Below are 18,358 nucleotides of genomic sequence, written 5' to 3'. Positions count from 1 at the left end.
CCGTTTCCGACCTCGTTGTCGTTGTTGTTCAGCCTGGTGCGTTCGTGTCGGCCGGGGCGTCGCCGCGGCCGCCGGACCGGAGCCCGAGACGGTCGAGGGCGGTGGCGGTGATCGAATCGGGGGCGTCGCTCACGTCGAGTGCCACGCCGTCCTCGTCGGCGTCGAGGGGTTCCAGATCGGCGAACTGGGACTCCAGCAGTGCGGGTGGCATGAAGTGGCCGGACCGGCCGGAAAGCCTCCCGCCGACGGTGTCCACCGAGCCGCTCAGATGGACGAACCGCACCCGTACGCCGGCTCGCCGGAGCACGTCGCGGTAGGTCCGTTTGAGCGCCGAGCACGTCACGACGACGCTTTCACCGTCCGCACCGCGCTCGTCGATCCACGCTCGCAGGGCTTCGAGCCACGGGATGCGGTCCGCGTCGGTGAGGGGGGTTCCCGCCGACATCTTCGCGATGTTGGCTTCGGGATGGAACTCGTCGGCTTCGGCCATCGGCCAGCCGAGTTCGTCGGCGAGGTGAGCGGCGATCGTGCTCTTGCCTGCGCCGGACACTCCCATCACCACGAGACAGGTGGCTGGCATGGGCGCTCCTCGGTGAACGTGTGCGGCGGTGATGCATCGGGATGTGCACCAGGTTGCATGGAAAGGTACTACGTTTGAACTCGAAAGGTAACACCATTGCGGGGACGGGGTGGTGACGGCCTCCGGCGTGTGACGACGGCCCCGGTCGCGGGCGGGTCGCCCCCACGGTCGGCCCACCACGACTAGCCTGGACGGTCGTGAGCAGGGTGGGGTTCGAGAGCAGACACGGCGCGGTGCTGGAGGCCATCGGGCGCGAGATCACCGACGGCGATCTGGAGTCGGGGGACACGCTCACCCTCGAGCACATCCAGGAGCGCTTCGGCGTCTCCCGCACGGTCGCCCGCGAGACGATGCGCATCCTCGAGTCCATGGGGCTGGTCACCTCGCGCCGCCGGGTCGGCATCACCGTGCAGGACGCCACGTCGTGGAACGTCTTCGACCCCAGGGTGATCTGGTGGCGGCTCGCCGGCAGCGGACGAGACGCGCAGCTGCGCTCGCTCACCGAACTCCGCATCGCGGTGGAGCCCCTCGCCGCGGGCGCGGCCGCCTGGAACGCCTCGGCGGAGCAGCGCACGCGCATCGTCGAACTCGGCGCGCGACTGCGCGGGCTCGGCGAACGCGGCCTGTTGGAGGACTTCATGCAGGCCGACATCGCCTTCCACACGTTGCTGCTCGAGGCGAGCGGCAACGAGATGTTCGCCGCGCTGGCCGACGTCGTCGCCGTCGTGCTGCGGGGCAGGACCCAGCTGGGGTTGATGCCCCGGCAGCCGGTCCCCGAGGCGCTCGACGCCCACGAGAACGTCGCCGCGGCGGTGTCGGCAGGGCAGTACCGCCGGGCCGAGGAGGCGATGCGGGATCTGCTCGGCGAGGTGCGCGACGCCATGGCGCCGCTCGGCACCGGGAATCCCTCTTTAGACTGAGCGGTCAGGCACCGTGAACCGACGGCGAATGAGGTGGAGAGTGACGTTGCTGGAGTCCGTACACGGGCCGGCGGATCTCAAGGCGATGGACCACGAGCAGGTCGGCGCCCTGGCGGAGGAGATCAGGACGTTCCTCGTCGACAACGTTCGCCGCACCGGCGGGCACCTGGGACCCAATCTCGGCGTCGTGGAGCTGACGCTCGCGCTCCACCGGGTGTTCGACTCGCCGCGCGATCCGCTGCTGTTCGACGTCGGCCACCAGTCGTACGTGCACAAGATCGTCACCGGGCGCGCGGCGGAGTTCGACGGGCTGCGCCAGCGCGGCGGGATCGCCGGCTACCCGGCCCGCGACGAGAGCGAGCACGATCACATCGAGAACAGCCACGCCTCCACGGCGCTGTCGTACGCCGACGGGCTCGCCAAGTCCTTCCGGCTCGCGGGCGACACCGATCGGTGTGCGGTCGCCGTCGTCGGCGACGGCGCACTGACGGGCGGCATGTGCTGGGAGGCGCTCAACAACATCGCCGCGCAGCCGGATCTGCCCGTGGTGATCGTCGTCAACGACAACGGCCGGTCGTACTCGCCGACCATCGGCGGTCTCGCCGAGCACCTCTCGGCGCTGCGGTTGCGGCCCGGCTACGAACGGATCCTCGACGGCGGGCGTGAGCTGCTGCAGCACACGCCCGTGGTCGGCAAGCCGATCTACACGGCGCTGCACGCCGCGAAGGCCGGCATCAAGGACGCGTTCACCCCGCAGGTGATGTTCTCCGACCTCGGCCTCAAGTACCTCGGCCCGGTGGACGGACACGACGTCGCGGCACTGGAGAAGGCGCTGCAGAGCGCGAAGGCGTTCGGCGGCCCGGTGATCGTGCACGTGGCCACGGAGAAGGGGCACGGCTACGAACCGGCCGTCAACCACGAGGCCGACCAGATGCACCAGACCGATCCGGTCGATCCGGAGACGGGCCTGCCGCCGGCGAAGGGGCCGAGCTGGACCTCGGTGTTCGGGGAGGAGCTGACCCGCCTCGGCGGGCAGCGCGAGGACCTCGTCGCGATCACCGCCGCGATGCTGCGCTCGACCGGGCTGCACACGTTCGCCGAGGCCCATCCGGATCGCTGGTTCGACGTCGGCATCGCCGAGCAGCACGCGGTGACGTCTGCGGCCGGGCTGGCCATGGACGGCCGCCATCCGGTCGTGGCCGTGTACTCGACCTTCCTGAACCGGGCGTTCGACCAGACGTTGATGGACGTCGCGCTGCACCGTCTGCCCGTGACGCTGGTGCTCGACCGCGCGGGCGTGACCGGTCCCGACGGGCCCAGCCACCACGGCATGTGGGACCTGTCACTGCTGGGCATGGTGCCGGGGATGCGGGTCGCCGCGCCGCGTGACGCCGAGACGCTGCGGGAGGAACTCCGCGAGGCCGTCGCCACCTCCGACGGGCCGACGGCGCTGCGGTTCTCCAAGGGCGGCGTGGTCGACGCGGTGCCCGCCACCGAGCGGTTCGGCACGGTCGACGTGCTGCGCCGCAGCGAGCGGGAGGACGTGCTGCTGGTGTCGGTGGGCGCGTTCGCGGGGCTCGGCCTCGACGCCGCGGACCGGCTCGCCGACCAGGGCATCGACGTCACCGTGGTGGACCCGCGGTGGGTCGTGCCGGTGCCGGCCGAGCTCACCGCGCTGGCCCGCAGGCACCGTCTCGTCGTCACCGTCGAGGACAGCGGCCGGCACGGCGGTTTCGGCTCCGCGTTCGCCGCCGCCCTGCGGGACGCCGAGTGCGACGTGCCGCTGCGGGATCTGGCCGTGCCGCAGCGGTTCCACGCCCACGGCAGCCGCGGCGAGGTCCTCGCCGACGTCGGCCTCACGGCGCAGGACGTCGCCCGCACCGTCACCGAGTGGGCAGCGGGCCGGATCGGCGAGGCCCGCGGTGACGCCGAGGCGGATCCGACCCCGCGGACCTGACACGGCGGGGATCGGGCGAGCCGGAGCGGTGCCCGCCTCCGCCGGTCCGAAGTGGACCGGCCGGCACGGCCCGCGGGTGCGGGTGGGTGCCCGCGCTCACGCCGCATCGCCGAATCAGGAATCTCTCAGAAAACTGTGGCACGGTGGTTGACGTGCGCGTGTTGGTAGTTGAGGACGAGGCGCCGCTCGCGGAAGCGATCGCGCGCGGCCTGCGTCGTGAAGGTATGGCCGTGGACGTGGCGCTGGACGGCGACGACGGACACGAGAAGGCGTCGGTGACGCGGTACGACGTCGTGGTGCTCGACCGCGACCTGCCCGGGATGCCGGGCGACGACCTGTGCCGCGAGATCGTGCGTTCCGGCGAGCTGACCAGGGTGCTGATGTTGACGGCCAGCACCGCGGTCTCCGAACGGGTCGAAGGCCTGTCGCTGGGCGCCGACGACTACGTGGCGAAGCCGTTCGCCTTCCCCGAGTTGGTCGCGCGCGTGCGCGCGCTGGGCAGGCGTGCCACGCCCGCCGCCCCGCCGGTGCTGACGGCGGGCGACATCGAGCTGGACCCCTCCCGTCGCACGGTCCATCGCGGTGGTGAACCGGTGGACCTGACACGGAAGGAGTTCGGCGTCCTCGAGGTGCTGCTGTCCGCGGGCGGTGCCGTCGTCAGCAGTGAGGATCTGCTGGAGCGGGTGTGGGACGAGAACGCGGACCCGTTCACCACGACGGTGCGTGTCACGGTGATGACACTGCGCAAGAAGCTCGGGGAGCCCGGTGTGATCGAGACGGTCGTCGGTTCGGGCTATCGCGTGCCCGGCGCGGGGCCGGCGGAGGACGCGCAGGGAGAGGCCGGCGGCACGTCGGGCGCGCGGGGATCCTCGGAGTCCGGTTCCCTGACGTAAGTGATCCGGCGCACAGGCATGGCGGCGCGCAGTCTGCGCGCCCGCATCACGATCCTCGCGACGGCGCTCGTGGCGCTGGTCAGCGCGTTGTTGCTGTGGCTGGCCTGGACACTCGTCGGTGACGCGGTGGGCGGGGTGCCGCAGCTGCCGCCGGGCACGGTCGTGGAGGTCGACGGCGTCCACGTCAAAGCGGCCGACCTCGCCGAGCATCTGCGGGACGAGGCGCGCGGCAGGGTCGTCATCGCCGGGGGTATCGCGTTCTGCTTCGTGGTGGCCGCGGCGGGCATCCTGGCGTGGACGTTCACCTCGCGCGTGCTGCAGCCGCTGCGGGACATCACCGGAACGGCGCAGCGGCTGTCCGGCGAGTCGATGGGGGAGCGCATCGGTGAGGTGGCCACCCGCGACGAGCTGGCCGAACTGGCGGGCACGATCGACGCGATGCTGGACCGGCTGCAGGCGGCGTTCGACACGCAGCGGCAGTTCGTCGCCAACGCGAGCCACGAGTTGCGCACACCGCTGGCCGTCATCCGCACGGAACTCGACGTCACACTGTCCGACGAGGACGCCGACGAGGCCGAACTGCGCCGTATGGCCAGCGTGGTGCGGGACGCCACCGAACGCGCCGAACGGCTCGTCACGTCGCTCTTGCTACTCGCTCGCACCGACGGTGCCGGGATCGCCCTGACCGAACGCGTGAACGTCGCTGAGGTCGCCGGTCGTGCGTGGAGTGTCGTCGAAGCCGACGCGCGGCGGCGGGAACTGACCGTCGACCTGCGCCTGGCCCCGGCGTTGACCACGGGGGACGCGGCGTTGCTGGAACGCGTCGCGGGCAACCTGCTGGAGAACGCCGTGCGGCACAACGTCGACTCCGGCTGGATCGAGGTCACCACCACTGCCGGGGACCGGTGGACCACGCTGACGGTCCGATCGTCCGGGGCACTGCTGGACCCGGAGACCGTGAAGGGATTGTTTGAACCGTTCCGCCGCGCGGGAGTGGCCCGGACGGCACGCCACGGTGCGGGCCTGGGGCTGTCGATCGTGCGTGCGGCCGCGGAGGCGCACGAAGGCGACGTCTCCGCCGAGCCGGTCGTGGGCGGCGGCCTGTCGGTCACCGTCCGCTTGCCCGCGGCGACCTGACGTCGCGGGCACACCCGCGTGTCCGGTTGGGGAAGAATCACACGTCCGTACTACTGCTTCCGTATTAATCGTTACCGTCGCTAACCTTTCCTCTCGGTTGATCCCCGAGAGGAAGGAATGCCGTGCGTATTCGCCGAACGAGGCGTCTTCGAGTGAGGAGGCGCGGCTCCGGTGCGGCGCTGAGTGTGCTCGTCGCCGCCGGGCTGGTCGTCGTCCCCGGTGCTGCCGCCGTCCCCGGTGACGCCGCCGCGGCCGGGAGCGAAGACGGTGTGCTGCGACCGGACGCGCCGACGAAGAGCATCGCGTTCTACGTCGGCAAGAACCTCACCGAGGACGGTGCGACGCTGCTCGGCGGGTTCGGTCACGAGCCGTCCAGTCACTGGCTCGAGATCGTGCCGAGCCGCGATTTCCCCGACGATGCGACCACGACGGTCGGCGTCACCGACCGCGCCGGATATCCGGGCGAACTGACCGAGATCCCGCAGGCACGCCGGACGGCCAAGTACATCTCGTCGAACTACTCCGAGTTCGAAGGCTTCCCGGCCCCGCTGACCAACGGCGGGCTCAACGAGCACGGCGTCGCCGCCCGTGACGTCTGGTCGCCGACGAGCGACCGGTTGCTGGACAAGACCGACGCGGTGCAGACCGGTCCGAACTACAGCGACCTGTCCCGTATCGCCATGGAACGCGCCACGAGCGCCCGCGAGGCCGTGGAGATCGTCGGCGGTCTGATCGACGAGCACGGGTACTCGACCTACGGTGGCAACTCGCACCTGTTCGCCGACGAGAACGAGGGCTGGGTGCTCGTGAACTACGGCGGCAGTCAGGGCCTGTGGGCCGCCGAGCGGCTCGGCCCGGACGAGGCTCGCGTGTCCTTCCCCGGCTACCTCGACCCGCTGCCCCTGGACTACCGGGACCGGCCCGGCGAGTACCTCGCCTCGGACCACTTCGTCGACTACGCGGTGGAGCAGGGCTGGTTCGACCCGGCCGGCCGCGACACGTTCGACCCGCAGGCGGTCTACGGTGGCTGGCAGCCCAACGAGCGCGAGGTGAGCCCGACCCATCCGTGGGGTGCGAACGTGCAGGGTGAGCTGGAAGGTGAACTGGCCGACGAGCTCGCACCGGTGTCGCTGGAGGACATGCTCGCCTACGTGCGCGACCCGCGGTGGTCGCACGACCGTGCAGGCTACGGGCAGGTCGCGCAGTTGTCCGACGTGGACAACGAGAACCTGAATGCACTGTGGACCGCCGTCACCGGTGCGGTCACAACGCCGTACGTGCCCGTCTACATCGGAGCCGAGGATGTGCCGCCGGAGTTCAAGCAGCACCGGTACCTGACGAACGACACGGCGTCGACGCACGTCGCAGCCGACTACGCGCCGCTCGAGGCGACCGAGTACGCGACCCGGACGTTCAAGCGGTTGATGTATCACACGTGCGAGCACCCCGAGGCGTTCTACCGGCCGGTGACCGCCGAGATCGAGGAGTTCGAACGTGGGCTCGTGTCCGAGCAGGACGGTGTCGTGGCGAAGGCGGCCCGGCACTACGACGCGGGCCGTGAGGACAAGGCCGCGCAGTACCTGACCCGGTACGTCGGCGATCGGCTCGGTGCGAGCCTGGAACTCGGCGACCGGCTCGTCGGCGGCGTCGAGAACGAGACGCGCGAGCGGTTCGGTATCCGCATGCCCGCCGGCCGTGACCTGCCGGGGGAGACCGCGCGGCCGGAGAGCCAGAGCATGAACCGCGGTGGTGGTCTCGACGGCGACGCCGACGGTATCGCTCACTGCTACCGCGAGGGGCTGGGCGACTTCCCGCGCGAGCACGGCTCGTACGCCGAGCGGACCGGAGAGCTGGAGCTCCCCGTGTCGTGGCTGTCGAAGGAGGCGTTCCTGCGCGCCATGGAGCAGGCCGCGCCCGGCAACGGGAACGGCTGGCGCGAGCAGGCCGAGCGGGCCTGGGCGCGGCTGCAGAACGCCGGCGAGTGATCGCCGTATAACGATATATACGGCGTGGCACGGGAGCGTGCGCTCCCGTGCCACGCCGCGGCCGTCACCTCACGCCGGGGGAACCGACGCCACGCCCGGAGCCAGGAAGGGCTTGCCCGCGACCTTCTCGGACACGCCGGCGCGGTCGAGGTACGGCGTGATGCCGCCCAGCCAGAACGGCCAGCCCGCGCCGAGGATCATGCACAGGTCGATGTCCTGCGCCTCGGCGACGACGCCCTCGTCGAGCATGATGCGGATCTCCTCGGCCAGCGCGGCCAGGGCGCGCTCGCGCACCTGCTCGGCCGTCGACGGTGCGTCGCCCTGCTGCCACAGCTCGGCGACTTCGGGATCGACCGTCTGGTTGCCGGCGGAGTCCCACTGCCAGACCGCGGACTTGCCGGCCTCGACGAAGCGCTTCAGGTTCTCGCTCACGCCGTAGCGCTCGGGGAACGCCTCGTGCATCGTCTCGGCCACGTGCAGCGCCACCGGCGGGCCGACCAGCTGCAGCAGCGTCATCGGCGACATCGGCAGGCCCAGCGGGTCGAGCGCGGAGTCGGCCACGTCGAACGGCGTGCCCTCGTCCACTGTGGCCAGCACCTCGCCCAGGAAGCGGGTCAGCACACGGTTCACCACGAACGCCGGGGCGTCCTTGACGAGCACGCTCGACTTCTTCAGCTGCTTGCCGACCGAGAACGCCGTCGCCAGCGTCTCGTCGTCGGTCCGGCGGCCACGGACGATCTCCAGCAGCGGCAGCACCGCGACCGGGTTGAAGAAGTGGAACCCGACGACCCGCTCCGGGTGCTGGAGCTCGGCGGCCATCGCGGTGATCGACAGCGACGAGGTGTTGGTCGCCAGCACGCACTCCGGGCTGACGTGCTGCTCGACCTCGGCGAAGACTTTCCGCTTGACGCCCAGGTCCTCGAACACGGCCTCGATGACGAAGCCCGCGTCGGCGAACGCCGCCTTGTCCAGCGAACCGGACACCAGGGCCCGCAGGCGGTTGGCCTCGTCCTGGCCGATCCGCTGCTTCTCGAGCAGCTTGTCGATCTCGCCGTGCACATAGGACACGCCCTTGTCGACGCGCTCCTGGTCGACGTCGGTGAGCACTACCGGCACCTTGAGCCTGCGCACGAACAGCAGCGCCAGCTGGCTGGCCATCAGGCCCGCGCCGACGATGCCGACCTTGCCGACCTGCCGGGCGAGCGACTTGTCCGGCGCACCCGCCGGCTTCTTCGCCCGCTTGTTGACCAGGTTGAACGAGTACAGCCCGGATCGCAGCGGGTCGGACATCAGCAGCTCGGCCAGGGCGTCGGTCTCGGCGGCGTAGCCGGCGTCCCGGTCGGCGGTGCGCGCCAGCTCGAGCAGCTCGAGGGCCTTCTCCGCGCCCGGAGAGGCGCCCTTCGTCTTGCCCGCGACGACGGCCTTCGCACGTCCCATCGCGGCGTCCCAGCCCGCGCCGCGGTCGATCTCCGGGCGCGGCGGCGTGACTTCGCCGCGTACGACGCGGGCCAGCCACAGCAGCGACTGCTCCAGGTAGTCCGCCGACGGCAGCAGCTCGTCGGTGATGCCCAGTTCGGCCGCCTGCTTCGGCTTGAGCATCTTGTTCTGGTTGAGCGCGTTCTCGACGATCACCGTCACCGCGGCGTCCGGGCCGATCAGGTTCGGCAGCAGCTGGGTGCCGCCCCAGCCCGGGAACAGCCCCAGGAACACCTCGGGCAACGCGATCGCGGCGACGTTGTCGGCCATCGTGCGGTAGTGGCACGAGAGCGCGAGCTCGAGCCCGCCGCCCATCACCGCGCCGTTGACGAACGCGAACGTCGGGATCTCGGACTCGGTGAACCTGCGGAACACGTCGTGCCCGGTCTGGGCGATCTGCCGCGCCAGCTCCGGGTCGGAGATCTGTTCCACACCCGACAGGTCCGCGCCGACGGCGAACACGAACGGCTTGCCCGTGACGGCGATCGCGGCGGGCTCGGCGGCCACGGCCTCGTCGAAGGCCGCGTTCAGGCTCACCAGGCTCTGCGGACCGAAGGTCGACGGTCGCGTGTGGTCGTGGCCGTTGTCGATCGTGATGAGGGCGACCGGTTTGTCGAGACCGGGTACCGACACGATGCGGGTCGCCGCGCGGGTGACGACCTCGTCGGGGAATGCGCTCTGCGCCTGCTCTGCGGAAATCACTTGTTGCCCTCCCAGTGGGGGTTCTCCCAGATGACCGTGCCGCCCATGCCGATGCCGATGCACATCGTCGTCATGCCGTAGCGCACGTCGGGGCGCTCGGCGAACCGGCGCGAGAGCTGGGTCATCAGCCGCACCCCGGAGGAGGCGAGCGGGTGACCGCAGGCGATCGCGCCGCCCCAGGCGTTGACGCGGGTGTCGTCCTCGGCGATACCGAAGTGGTCGAGGAAGGCCAGGACCTGGACGGCGAACGCCTCGTTGATCTCGAACAGGTCGATGTCGGCGATGGACAGCCCTGCGCGGGCGAGCGCCTTCTCGGTCGCCGGCACCGGGCCGACGCCCATGACCTCCGGCTCGACGCCCGCGAATGAGTAGCCCACCAGGCGCATGCCCACCGGCAGGCCCAGCTCGCGCGCGGTGTCCTCACCGGCGAGCAGTGCGCCGGTCGCACCGTCGTTCAGGCCCGCGGCGTTGCCCGCCGTGACCCGGCCGTGGGGACGGAACGGCGTCTTGAGCCCGGCGAGGCTCTCCATCGTCGTGCCGGGGCGGGGCGGCTCGTCCTCGGTGGCCAGGTCCCAGCCCAGCTCCGGGTGCCGCGTGGCGACCGGCACCAGTTCCGGGCCGATCTGGTCCGCCTTCACGGCGTCGGCGAACCGCTCCTGGCTGCGGACCGCGAACGCGTCGCAGCGCTCCTTGGTGATCGCCGGGTAGCGGTCGTGGACGTTCTCCGCGGTCTGGCCCATGACCAGTGCGGACGGATCGACGAGCTTGTCGGACAGGAATCGCGGGTTCGGGTCGACGCCTTCGCCCATGGGGTGCCTGCCCATGTGCTCGACCCCGCCGGCGAGTGCGACGTCGTAGGCGCCGAACGCGATGCCGCCGGCGACCGAGGTCACGGCCGTCATGGCGCCCGCACACATGCGGTCGATGGCGAAGCCGGGGACGGACTTCGGCAGGCCGGCCAGCAGGGCGGCCGTGCGGCCGATGGTGAGGCCCTGGTCGCCCGTCTGGGTCGTGGCGGCGATGGCGACGTCGTCGATCCGCTCGGCCGGCAGCTCGGGGTGGCGGCGCAGCAGTTCGCGGATGACCTTGACGACGAGATCGTCGGCCCGCGTGTTGGCGTAGATGCCCTTGTCGCCGGCCTTGCCGAACGGGGTCCGTACCCCGTCGACGAAGGCCACGGTGCGCGCGGGTGCGGACACGGGTGCTCCTTCGGAGGTGATGTTCGCGGTGTTGGGAACTCGGAAGCCGGCCGACAGCGTTGTTACTAGCCGGTAACCTCGATGGTAGACCCGGTCTCGTCCGGTTCGCAGGGTGGCCTCGCCCACCGTGTGACACCCCACCGAGTGGGCCGGTTCGGTGAAACACCCGCGGCCTGTCGAGGCCGCGATGGCAGAGAGTCACGCGTTCACGGACCGGGCTTCCGGGCGCCCGTGCCCGACCATGATGCGGGCTCGTCGAGAGGCCGGCGGTTCAGGCCGTGGCGTGCAGCGCGGTGCTCAGCGCGTCGGAGGTGAGTTCGATCTGCCACGGCCGCGCGCCGCCGTCGGCGAGGACCGCGGCGACGCCGTCGGGGGAGCGGTCCTCGGGCGGGATCCAGCAGGTGCGGCGCAGCAGGTCGGGCAGCAGGACGTTCTCCACGGGGAGCGTTTGTGCCTCGGCGATCTTGGTCAGCGCCGTCCGTGCGGCGGCCAGCCTGGCCGCCGCATCCGGATCCTTGTCGGCCCACCGGTTGACCGGCGGGGGCCCGTCACCCCCCGTCGCCGTGCTGGGCAGCTCGTCGGCGGGAAGCTCCCTGGCTGCCTCGAGTTGGCGGAGCCAGTGGGCGCTGTAGCGGCGCTGCACCCGGCCGCCGAACACCGGCAACGCCTGCAGCTGCTGCGGTGTCGTCGGATCGGCGAGCACGGCGTTGACGATCGCGCTGTCCGGCAGCACCCGGCTCGGCGCGCGGTCGCGTTTGCGCGCCATCTCGTCGCGCGCCTCCCAGAGTGCGCGGACGGCGGCGAGTCCGCGGGGCGTACGCACCTTGTGCACGCCGGAGGTGCGGCGCCACGGTTCGGCCCGCGGTGGCGCGGCGGGAGTGGTACGCACGGACTCGAACTCCTGCCGGGCCCAGTCGAGCTTGCCCTGGGCGGTGAGTTCGGCTTCGAGGGTGTCGCGGAGCGGTACGAGCAGCTCGACGTCGAGTGCGGCGTAGTTGAGCCAGTCCTGCGGCAACGGCCGGCGGGACCAGTCCGCGGCACTGTGCCCTTTCTCCAGGGCGTAGCCGAGCAGTTTCTCGACGAGGGTGCCGAGCGCGACACGTTCGTGGCCGGCGAGCCTGCCCGCGAGCTCGGTGTCGAACAGCGCGGGCGGGTGCAGCCCCAACTCCGCCAGGCACGGCAGGTCCTGCGACGCGGCGTGCAGCACCCACTCGGCGTCGCCGAGCGCGGCCGCCAGTGGCGCCAGCTCGTCGGCGAGCGGGATCGGGTCGATGAGCAGCGTGCCCGCACCGGCCCGGCGGATCTGCACGAGGTAGGCCTTGGGCCAGTAGCGATAGCCCGAGGCCCGTTCGGTGTCGATGGCGATCGGACCGCTGCCCGCTGCCAGCCGGTCACAGGCGAGACGAAGTGTCTCGGCGTCCTCGATGACGGGCGGGGTGCCGTCGACCGGTTCGGTCAGCAACTCCGGCGCAGCCGCCTCCTGGCGGTCCGGCGCATCGGTCGCGGCCGCCGCGGGGGAAGCGTGTTCTGCGTTGTACACGGGTGCCAACCCTACGGGACGGGCCGCCTGCCGCTCGGCGAGCCCGTCCCGTAGGAGGAGGTCGGCGCTAGCGGATGACGCCGGCACGCATGGCCAGCGCCACCATCTGGGCCCGGTCACCGGTGCCGAGCTTGCGGCCGATCCGCGACAGGTGGGACTTCACCGTGAGCGCGGACAGGCTGAGCTCCTCACCGATCTCCTTGTTGGATTGCCCGTCGGCTACGAGCTGCAGGACCTCCACCTCGCGCGCCGAGAGCTCGCGCGGGGTGTTGTCGGTGCCGGGAACCCGGGTGCCGGTGGCCAGCACCGGAGCGACACTCGGGTCGGCGTAGACGCCGCCGTCGAGTACCCGGCGCACGCCGTCGGTGACGACCACCGGCGACGCGGACTTGAGCAGGTAGGCCTGCGCGCCGGCCTGGAACGCCGAACGCACCGCGTACGGGTCGTCCGACGAGGCCAGGACCACCACACGGGGCCAGCCGTTGCTGCGCAGCTCGGTGACCAGCTCGATGCCGCTGCCGTCCGGCAGGCCGAGATCCAGGATGGCGAGGTCGCACGGCCCGGTGGCCGTCGCGCGCGCCCTGGCCTCGGCCACCGTGGCGGCCTCGTGCACCGTGCCGGCGCCCATTTGGGCAAGTCGTCCGGCGATCGCCTCCCTCAACAACGGGTGGTCATCGACCACCATCACGGAAAACAACTCTTCCCGCGGATGCGGAACCATGCTCGCCGGCAAGGCGCCGGCTGGCGTGGATCGAACGGCCTGAGAAAAGCCGACGGCAGCCACGTCACTACCTCCCTGGAGTCGGTCGTGCCCCCCGACCGGCACCGGGACTTTCGGCCGTTCAGCCGCGCCAGCTTTAGACCGAAAGTGGTGTCGTCGACAGGTACTGTAGCCGCCTGAGTGGGGTAGTGGGGGCATCAAATGGGTATCTATCCCGATCGGATTGCACTCCACGGTGTCCGTTGTAGCGCGATGGGATTAATCCCTGCGAAAGGTGTAACGCGTTCCGATTTGAGCGCGATAAGGCGGGGTTGTGGTGCGTGAACTGGGCGTGCATATGCCGTGTGCACCTGCCGGGAACAAGTATGCCGTAGCGATTACGCGGACGCGTTCGCGCGGTCGCGGCCGCGCGTGAACGGGTTCCCGTCGCGATCTCGCCGGCGGTGGGAAGACACGACGTTCGGCGGGGTGGCGAACCGCCGAACGGGGTAAGGCGTCGTTGCTACGCCGTCGGGCCGCTACGCCGTCGGGCCAGCGCGCTGTGGCGCTGCTGCGTCTTCGGGGCGGTCCGTCGGGGCTGTGCCGTCGGGTGGGTGCGGTGTCAGGAGGTGCGGCGTTGGCCGAACATCGTGACACCGACCGGGGGAAGTCCCGCGTAGCTGGCCATCAGTTGGCAGAACGCGTCCCCGTGGGCGCCGAGTTCGGGGGTCAACGGTGTCCACGACGCCCGCAACTCGAGATCGTCGGTGCGGGAAGGGCCCGCGATCTCACCGAACCGCGCGGACGAGGTCTCCGTGACGGTGCCGCCGAGCGCGGTGAAGTCCGCACCGGTGGCCTCGAGCGCGTCGGTGAGCCACGACCACCCGACCGACGGCAGGAACGGATCGGTCGCCAGCTCCCTGTCGATGCCCGCGCGCACGTAGACCACGAGGCGGAACACGCCGTTCCACGTCTCCTGGCCGTCGGGGTCGTGCAGCAGGACGAGCCTGCCGGAGGCCTCGACCTCGGCGGGCCCGGTCGTCTCGCAGCTGAGTGCGTAGGCCCAGGGCGCGAGTCGTTGCGGAGCCTTGATCGGCTCGAGGTTCACCTCGGGTCGCGGCTGCAGCGCCTGCAGTGCGGCGACGGCCTGGCGGAATTCCTCCGGCGCCTGGGTCAACACGGTCACCCCGAGACTGTAAGCCGTCGCACGCCGCGGGTCGCTGTCCGACGCGCCGACGACGGCCCGGATATCCGGGCGTGGCACCATGAACCGTGATGACAGCCCCGTTCTCCGCGCCGTCCGCTTCTTCGTCACCGGCCGGCGCCCCCGCGACCGCGCGGCGCGCGCTGCCCGACGCTCCGCTGCTGGTCGCGGCGCGTGGGGGCACGCCCGCGCGCGTGCCCGTGTGGTTCATGCGCCAGGCCGGTCGTTCGTTGCCGGAGTACCGCTCGGTGCGCGAGGGCGTGCCGATGCTGCAGTCCTGTTTCGACCCCGCGTTGCTGGCTGAGATCACGATGCAGCCGGTGCGCCGGCACGGGGTCGACGGCGCGATCCTGTTCAGCGACATCGTCGTCCCGCTGTACGCCGCCGGTCTCGGCATCGACATCGTGCCCGGGACCGGACCCGTCGTGGCGCACCCGGTGCGATCGGCGGCCGACGTCGACGCCCTCCCGGAACTCGCGACGGAGCAGGTCCGCCCCATCACCGACGGGATCGGGCTGCTACTGCGGGAACTCGGCGACACACCCCTGATCGGCTTCGCGGGCGCGCCGTTCACCCTCGCCTCGTACCTCATCGAAGGCGGGCCCAGCCGCAACCACGAGCACACCAAGGCGCTCATGCACGCCGAGCCCGAGCTGTGGCACCGGCTGGCCTCCCACCTCGCCGACGTCACGGCGACGTTCCTGAAGGCCCAGCTTGACGCAGGGGTCGACGCGGTGCAGCTGTTCGACTCGTGGGCGGGTGCGCTCTCGCCCCGCGACTACCGCGAGTTCGTGCTGCCGCACTCGGCGAGGGTGCTGGCGGCCGTCGCGGAGTACGACGTGCCGCGGATCCACTTCGGGGTCGGTACCGGTGAGCTGCTGCCGGCGATGCGTGAGGCCGGAGCCGACGTCGTCGGTGTCGACTGGCGGGTCCCGTTGGACGAGGCCGCGCGCCGACTGCAGGCGTCCGGTGAGCCGCGGCCGGTCGTCCAGGGCAATCTCGACCCGGCGCTGCTGATGTCGTCCTGGCCCGTCGTCGAGGCCGAGGTGCGGCGCATCGTCGCCGAGGGGCGCGGCGCCGCCGGGCACATCTTCAACCTGGGTCACGGGGTGCTGCCGGAAACCGACCCCGAGGTGCTGACCCGCGTGGTGGAGCTGGTGCACAGTCTGTGAGGAGCGCGCTGTGAGGGTCGCGGTCGTCGGTGGAGGCGTCTCGGGGCTGACCGCCGCCTATCGGCTGCGGACGCTGCTCGGACCCGACGCCGCGATCACCGTGTGCGAGTCTTCCGGCGAGCTCGGTGGGAAGCTGCGCACCGTGGAGCTGGCCGGCGCGGCGTGCGACGTCGGGGCGGAGGCGTTCCTGGCGCGCAGACCGGAGGCGCTCGACCTGGTGCACGAACTGGGGCTGGCCGACCGGCTGCGGCACCCCTCAAGTGCGTCCTCGACCGTGCGCGCGGGCGGGCGGACCGTCGCCCTGCCGAAACGCACCGTCATGGGTGTGCCCGCCGCCGCCGACGCGGTGTCGTCCGTGTTGTCCGAGACGGGCTGCGCCGCCGTCGCCGGGGAATCGCGGCTGCCGCCGGTCGGCCCCGTCGGGGACGACGTGTCGCTCGGAGCGCTGCTGCGCAACCGACTCGGCGACGAGGTCGTCGATCGGCTCGTCGATCCGCTGCTCGGCGGGGTGTACGCGGGCGGTGCGGACGGACTCGGCCTCCGCGCGGTGCTACCCGCCCTCGCCAACGCGCTGGACGGCGGGGCGGAGTCGGTGACCTCGGCTATCGCCGCACTGCTGCCCGATCCCGCCGCCCCGCCGAACCCCGCGCCGGTGTTCGGCACGCTGTCCGGCGGGCTCGCCACGCTCATCTCCGAGCTCGCGGCCCGTGCCGAGGCCGAGCTGAGGTCGGGGGTACCGGTCCGCGCGCTGAGCCCCCGGGACGGCGGCTGGCGGCTGACCTTCGGCGCGGTGGCGGCCGCACACGCACCCGCCGCACCGGACCTCGACGTCGACGCCGTCGTGCTCGCCGTTCCGGCCCCGGCCGCGGCGCGCCTGCTGGCCGATGTCGCGCCGGCCGCCGCGGCCGCCTACGGCGAGGTCGAACTCGCGTCGATGGCCGTGGTCGGCCTGGCCCTGCCCCCCGGGACCGCGCTTCCCGACTCTTCCGGAGTGCTGATCGGGGCGGGGGAGCACACGTGCGAAGGCGGGCGGTTCACCGCCAAGGCATTCACGTTCTCCGCCCGTAAGTGGCCGCACCAGTCCGATCCGGACGGTCCCGTGCTGCTGCGCGGCTCGGTGGGCCGGTTCGGCGACCCGTCCGCGTTGCGTGCCACCGACGACGAACTCGTCCGGCGCGTGCGCGCGGATCTGGCGGAGTTGACCGGCATCACCGCCGACCCCGTGGCGGCCCGGGTGCAGCGCTGGGGTGGCGGTCTGCCGCAGTACGGCGTCGGGCACCGTGACCGGGTCGCGCGGATCGAGGCGGCCGTGTCCGCTCTGCCGGGCATCGCGGTGGCCGGAGCGGCGCTGCACGGCGTGGGCATTCCCGCCTGCATCGGGACGGGTGACGCCGCGGCCCGGCGCGTGGCCGCCCAGGTGGCGGTGGGATCATAGAGTCATGGCTCGGTTGAACTACGACGAACTGAACAGCACGATCCGCTACACGATGTGGTCGGTCTTCCGGGTCGAGCCCGGCAAGCTCGGTGACGATCGCGACGCCGCGGCGCGGGCGACCGCCGAGTACCTGGATGCGCTCGACGGCAAGGGTGTCGTCGTCCGCGGCGTGTACGACGTCGCGGGCGTGCGCGCCGACGCCGATTTCATGATCTGGTGGCATGCCGAGGAGCTCGAACAGCTGCAGGCGGCCTACACCGGATTCCGCCGCACGACCCCGCTCGGCCGGGTGTCGACGCCGGTGTGGAGCCAGGTCGCGCTGCACCGGCCCGCCGAGTTCAACAAGAGCCACGTCCCGGCGTTCCTCGCGGGCGAGGACCCGAAGAAGTACGTCTGCGTGTACCCGTTCGTGCGGTCCTACGAGTGGTACCTGTTGCCGGACGACGAGCGTCGGAAGATGCTCGCCGACCACGGCAAGGAGGCTCGCGACTACCCGGACGTGCGCGCCAACACCGTGCCCGCCTTCGCGCTCGGCGACTACGAGTGGATCCTCGCGTTCGAGGCCGACGAGCTGCACCGCATCGTCGACCTCATGCGGCACCTGCGCGGCACCGAGGCGCGGCGTCACGTGCGGGAGGAGATCCCGTTCTACACGGGCCCGCGCGTCGAGCCCGCCGAACTGGTGCGCACGCTGCCCTGAGCTGGTGAGATGGTCCGTACGGTCGCTGTAGCGCTAAAATGGCGCTATGGCGACCATTCAGATCCGTGACATCCCGGACGAGGAGTACGAGGCCCTGCGCGCGGCGGCCAGCGCGGAGGGCAAGTCGCTGCAGTCCTACATGCGGGAGCAGACGGGTTTCCTGGCGCGGGTCGCACGGAAGCGTTCGGTGTTCGAACGCGTGCGGGCGGAGTTGGCGGACCGGGACGAGCCGGGCGTGACGACGGAGAGTGTCGTGTCCGATCTCGACGACATCCGGGGCCGGTGGCCGGAAGACGAGGACGCGTCGCATCGTGGGCGATGAGGTCGTGGCCGACGCCTCGACGCTGGTGGTGCTGTTGACCGAGCGGACTTCGCGGGCCGAGGAACTGGGGAGACGTCTCGTCGCCGGCGCGGTGCACGCGCCACACCTCGTCGACGCCGAGGTGGGTGACGTGCTGCGCAAGCATGTGCTGCGAGGTGACCTCTCGACCGACGGTGCATCGGCGGCGCTGGCCGCGATGGACCTCCTGGTCGACGAACGCTATCCCCACGCGGGGCCGTTGAACCGCGGTGCCTGGGAGCTGCGGGACCGCGTGCGGTTCTACGACGGGCTGTACGTGAGTCTGGCCGCGCGGCTCGACCTGCCCCTGGTCACCGCGGATGCGCGGTTGGGAAGAACACACGGTCTGCCGTGCCACGTCGAGGTCGTCCACGCCGGTGCGTGAGGCGCGCCCCGCGCGACGCCAGGTCCCGTGAGT

Annotated in this window: 16 protein-coding genes; 10 read left to right on the top strand and 6 right to left on the bottom strand. The window is 71.5% G+C overall.

Annotated features, from left to right (window positions below):
* Positions 1–28: 28 nt before the first annotated feature.
* Positions 29–580 carry a gluconokinase gene (locus FB384_RS19135; RefSeq protein ID WP_183786025.1) on the bottom strand — a complete coding sequence of 184 codons (552 nt, stop codon included), beginning with the start codon at positions 578–580 and terminating at the stop codon, positions 29–31.
* A gap of 197 nt (positions 581–777) precedes the next feature.
* Here FB384_RS19135 and FB384_RS19130 point away from each other — a divergent pair, with 197 nt between their 5' ends.
* The 5 genes from FB384_RS19130 (at position 778) to FB384_RS19110 (ending at position 7,472) form a co-directional block, all read left to right on the top strand.
* Positions 778–1,500, top strand: a complete 723-nt coding sequence (locus FB384_RS19130) for a FadR/GntR family transcriptional regulator (RefSeq protein ID WP_323985313.1) — start codon at positions 778–780, stop codon at positions 1,498–1,500.
* A 40-nt stretch (positions 1,501–1,540) separates the two neighbouring features.
* Complete coding sequence (dxs, locus tag FB384_RS19125; protein WP_183786023.1) at positions 1,541–3,457, top strand: 1-deoxy-D-xylulose-5-phosphate synthase; 1,917 nt, start codon at positions 1,541–1,543, stop codon at positions 3,455–3,457.
* 152 nt (positions 3,458–3,609) lie between these two features.
* Positions 3,610–4,350 carry a response regulator transcription factor gene (locus FB384_RS19120; RefSeq protein WP_258935881.1) on the top strand — a complete coding sequence of 247 codons (741 nt, stop codon included), beginning with the start codon at positions 3,610–3,612 and terminating at the stop codon, positions 4,348–4,350.
* An 18-nt stretch (positions 4,351–4,368) separates the two neighbouring features.
* On the top strand, positions 4,369–5,487 hold the full coding sequence (locus tag FB384_RS19115; RefSeq protein WP_183786396.1) for a HAMP domain-containing sensor histidine kinase: 1,119 nt from the start codon (positions 4,369–4,371) through the stop codon (positions 5,485–5,487).
* Between the two features lie 152 nt (positions 5,488–5,639).
* Positions 5,640–7,472 (top strand): C69 family dipeptidase, encoded by a 1,833-nt coding sequence (locus FB384_RS19110; RefSeq protein ID WP_221213386.1) that lies wholly within the window; start codon positions 5,640–5,642, stop codon positions 7,470–7,472.
* A 69-nt stretch (positions 7,473–7,541) separates the two neighbouring features.
* On the opposite strand, the gene FB384_RS19105 is transcribed toward FB384_RS19110, so the two are convergent.
* The 5 genes from FB384_RS19105 to FB384_RS19085 all read right to left on the bottom strand — a co-directional run bounded on the left by FB384_RS19105 (position 7,542) and on the right by FB384_RS19085 (position 14,266).
* On the bottom strand, positions 7,542–9,650 hold the full coding sequence (locus FB384_RS19105; protein ID WP_183786019.1) for a 3-hydroxyacyl-CoA dehydrogenase NAD-binding domain-containing protein: 2,109 nt from the start codon (positions 9,648–9,650) through the stop codon (positions 7,542–7,544).
* Complete coding sequence (locus FB384_RS19100) at positions 9,647–10,849, bottom strand: thiolase family protein (RefSeq protein WP_323985311.1); 1,203 nt, start codon at positions 10,847–10,849, stop codon at positions 9,647–9,649. The genes FB384_RS19105 and FB384_RS19100 overlap by 4 nt, the downstream gene beginning before the upstream one ends.
* 271 nt (positions 10,850–11,120) lie before the next feature.
* Positions 11,121–12,311, bottom strand: a complete 1,191-nt coding sequence (locus FB384_RS19095; protein ID WP_228726508.1) for a ribonuclease D — start codon at positions 12,309–12,311, stop codon at positions 11,121–11,123.
* Between the two features lie 145 nt (positions 12,312–12,456).
* Complete coding sequence (locus tag FB384_RS19090) at positions 12,457–13,173, bottom strand: LuxR C-terminal-related transcriptional regulator (protein WP_183786017.1); 717 nt, start codon at positions 13,171–13,173, stop codon at positions 12,457–12,459.
* Positions 13,174–13,711: 538 nt separating this feature from the next.
* Positions 13,712–14,266, bottom strand: a complete 555-nt coding sequence (locus FB384_RS19085; RefSeq protein WP_228726506.1) for a DUF3000 domain-containing protein — start codon at positions 14,264–14,266, stop codon at positions 13,712–13,714.
* Between the two features lie 98 nt (positions 14,267–14,364).
* Here FB384_RS19085 and hemE point away from each other — a divergent pair, with 98 nt between their 5' ends.
* The 5 genes from hemE to FB384_RS19060 are packed head-to-tail and all read left to right on the top strand — an operon-like array spanning position 14,365 to position 18,325.
* Complete coding sequence (hemE, locus tag FB384_RS19080) at positions 14,365–15,465, top strand: uroporphyrinogen decarboxylase (protein WP_183786013.1); 1,101 nt, start codon at positions 14,365–14,367, stop codon at positions 15,463–15,465.
* 10 nt (positions 15,466–15,475) lie between these two features.
* A complete protein-coding gene (gene hemG / locus FB384_RS19075) occupies positions 15,476–16,900 on the top strand; it encodes a protoporphyrinogen oxidase (RefSeq protein WP_183786010.1) in 1,425 nt (474 codons plus the stop codon).
* 4 nt (positions 16,901–16,904) lie between these two features.
* Positions 16,905–17,600 carry a hydrogen peroxide-dependent heme synthase gene (hemQ, locus tag FB384_RS19070; protein WP_183786008.1) on the top strand — a complete coding sequence of 232 codons (696 nt, stop codon included), beginning with the start codon at positions 16,905–16,907 and terminating at the stop codon, positions 17,598–17,600.
* A gap of 46 nt (positions 17,601–17,646) precedes the next feature.
* A complete protein-coding gene (locus FB384_RS19065; protein ID WP_183786006.1) occupies positions 17,647–17,922 on the top strand; it encodes a FitA-like ribbon-helix-helix domain-containing protein in 276 nt (91 codons plus the stop codon).
* Positions 17,912–18,325: a type II toxin-antitoxin system VapC family toxin gene (locus FB384_RS19060; protein WP_183786004.1), complete on the top strand. Its 414-nt coding sequence runs from the start codon at positions 17,912–17,914 to the stop codon at positions 18,323–18,325. The genes FB384_RS19065 and FB384_RS19060 overlap by 11 nt, the downstream gene beginning before the upstream one ends.
* The last annotated feature ends 33 nt before the right edge of the window (positions 18,326–18,358 follow it).

It is taken from the genome of Prauserella sediminis (genome assembly GCF_014195435.1).
Lineage (GTDB): Bacteria > Actinomycetota > Actinomycetes > Mycobacteriales > Pseudonocardiaceae > Prauserella > Prauserella salsuginis.
This window is presented reverse-complemented; position numbering and strand designations above follow the sequence as displayed.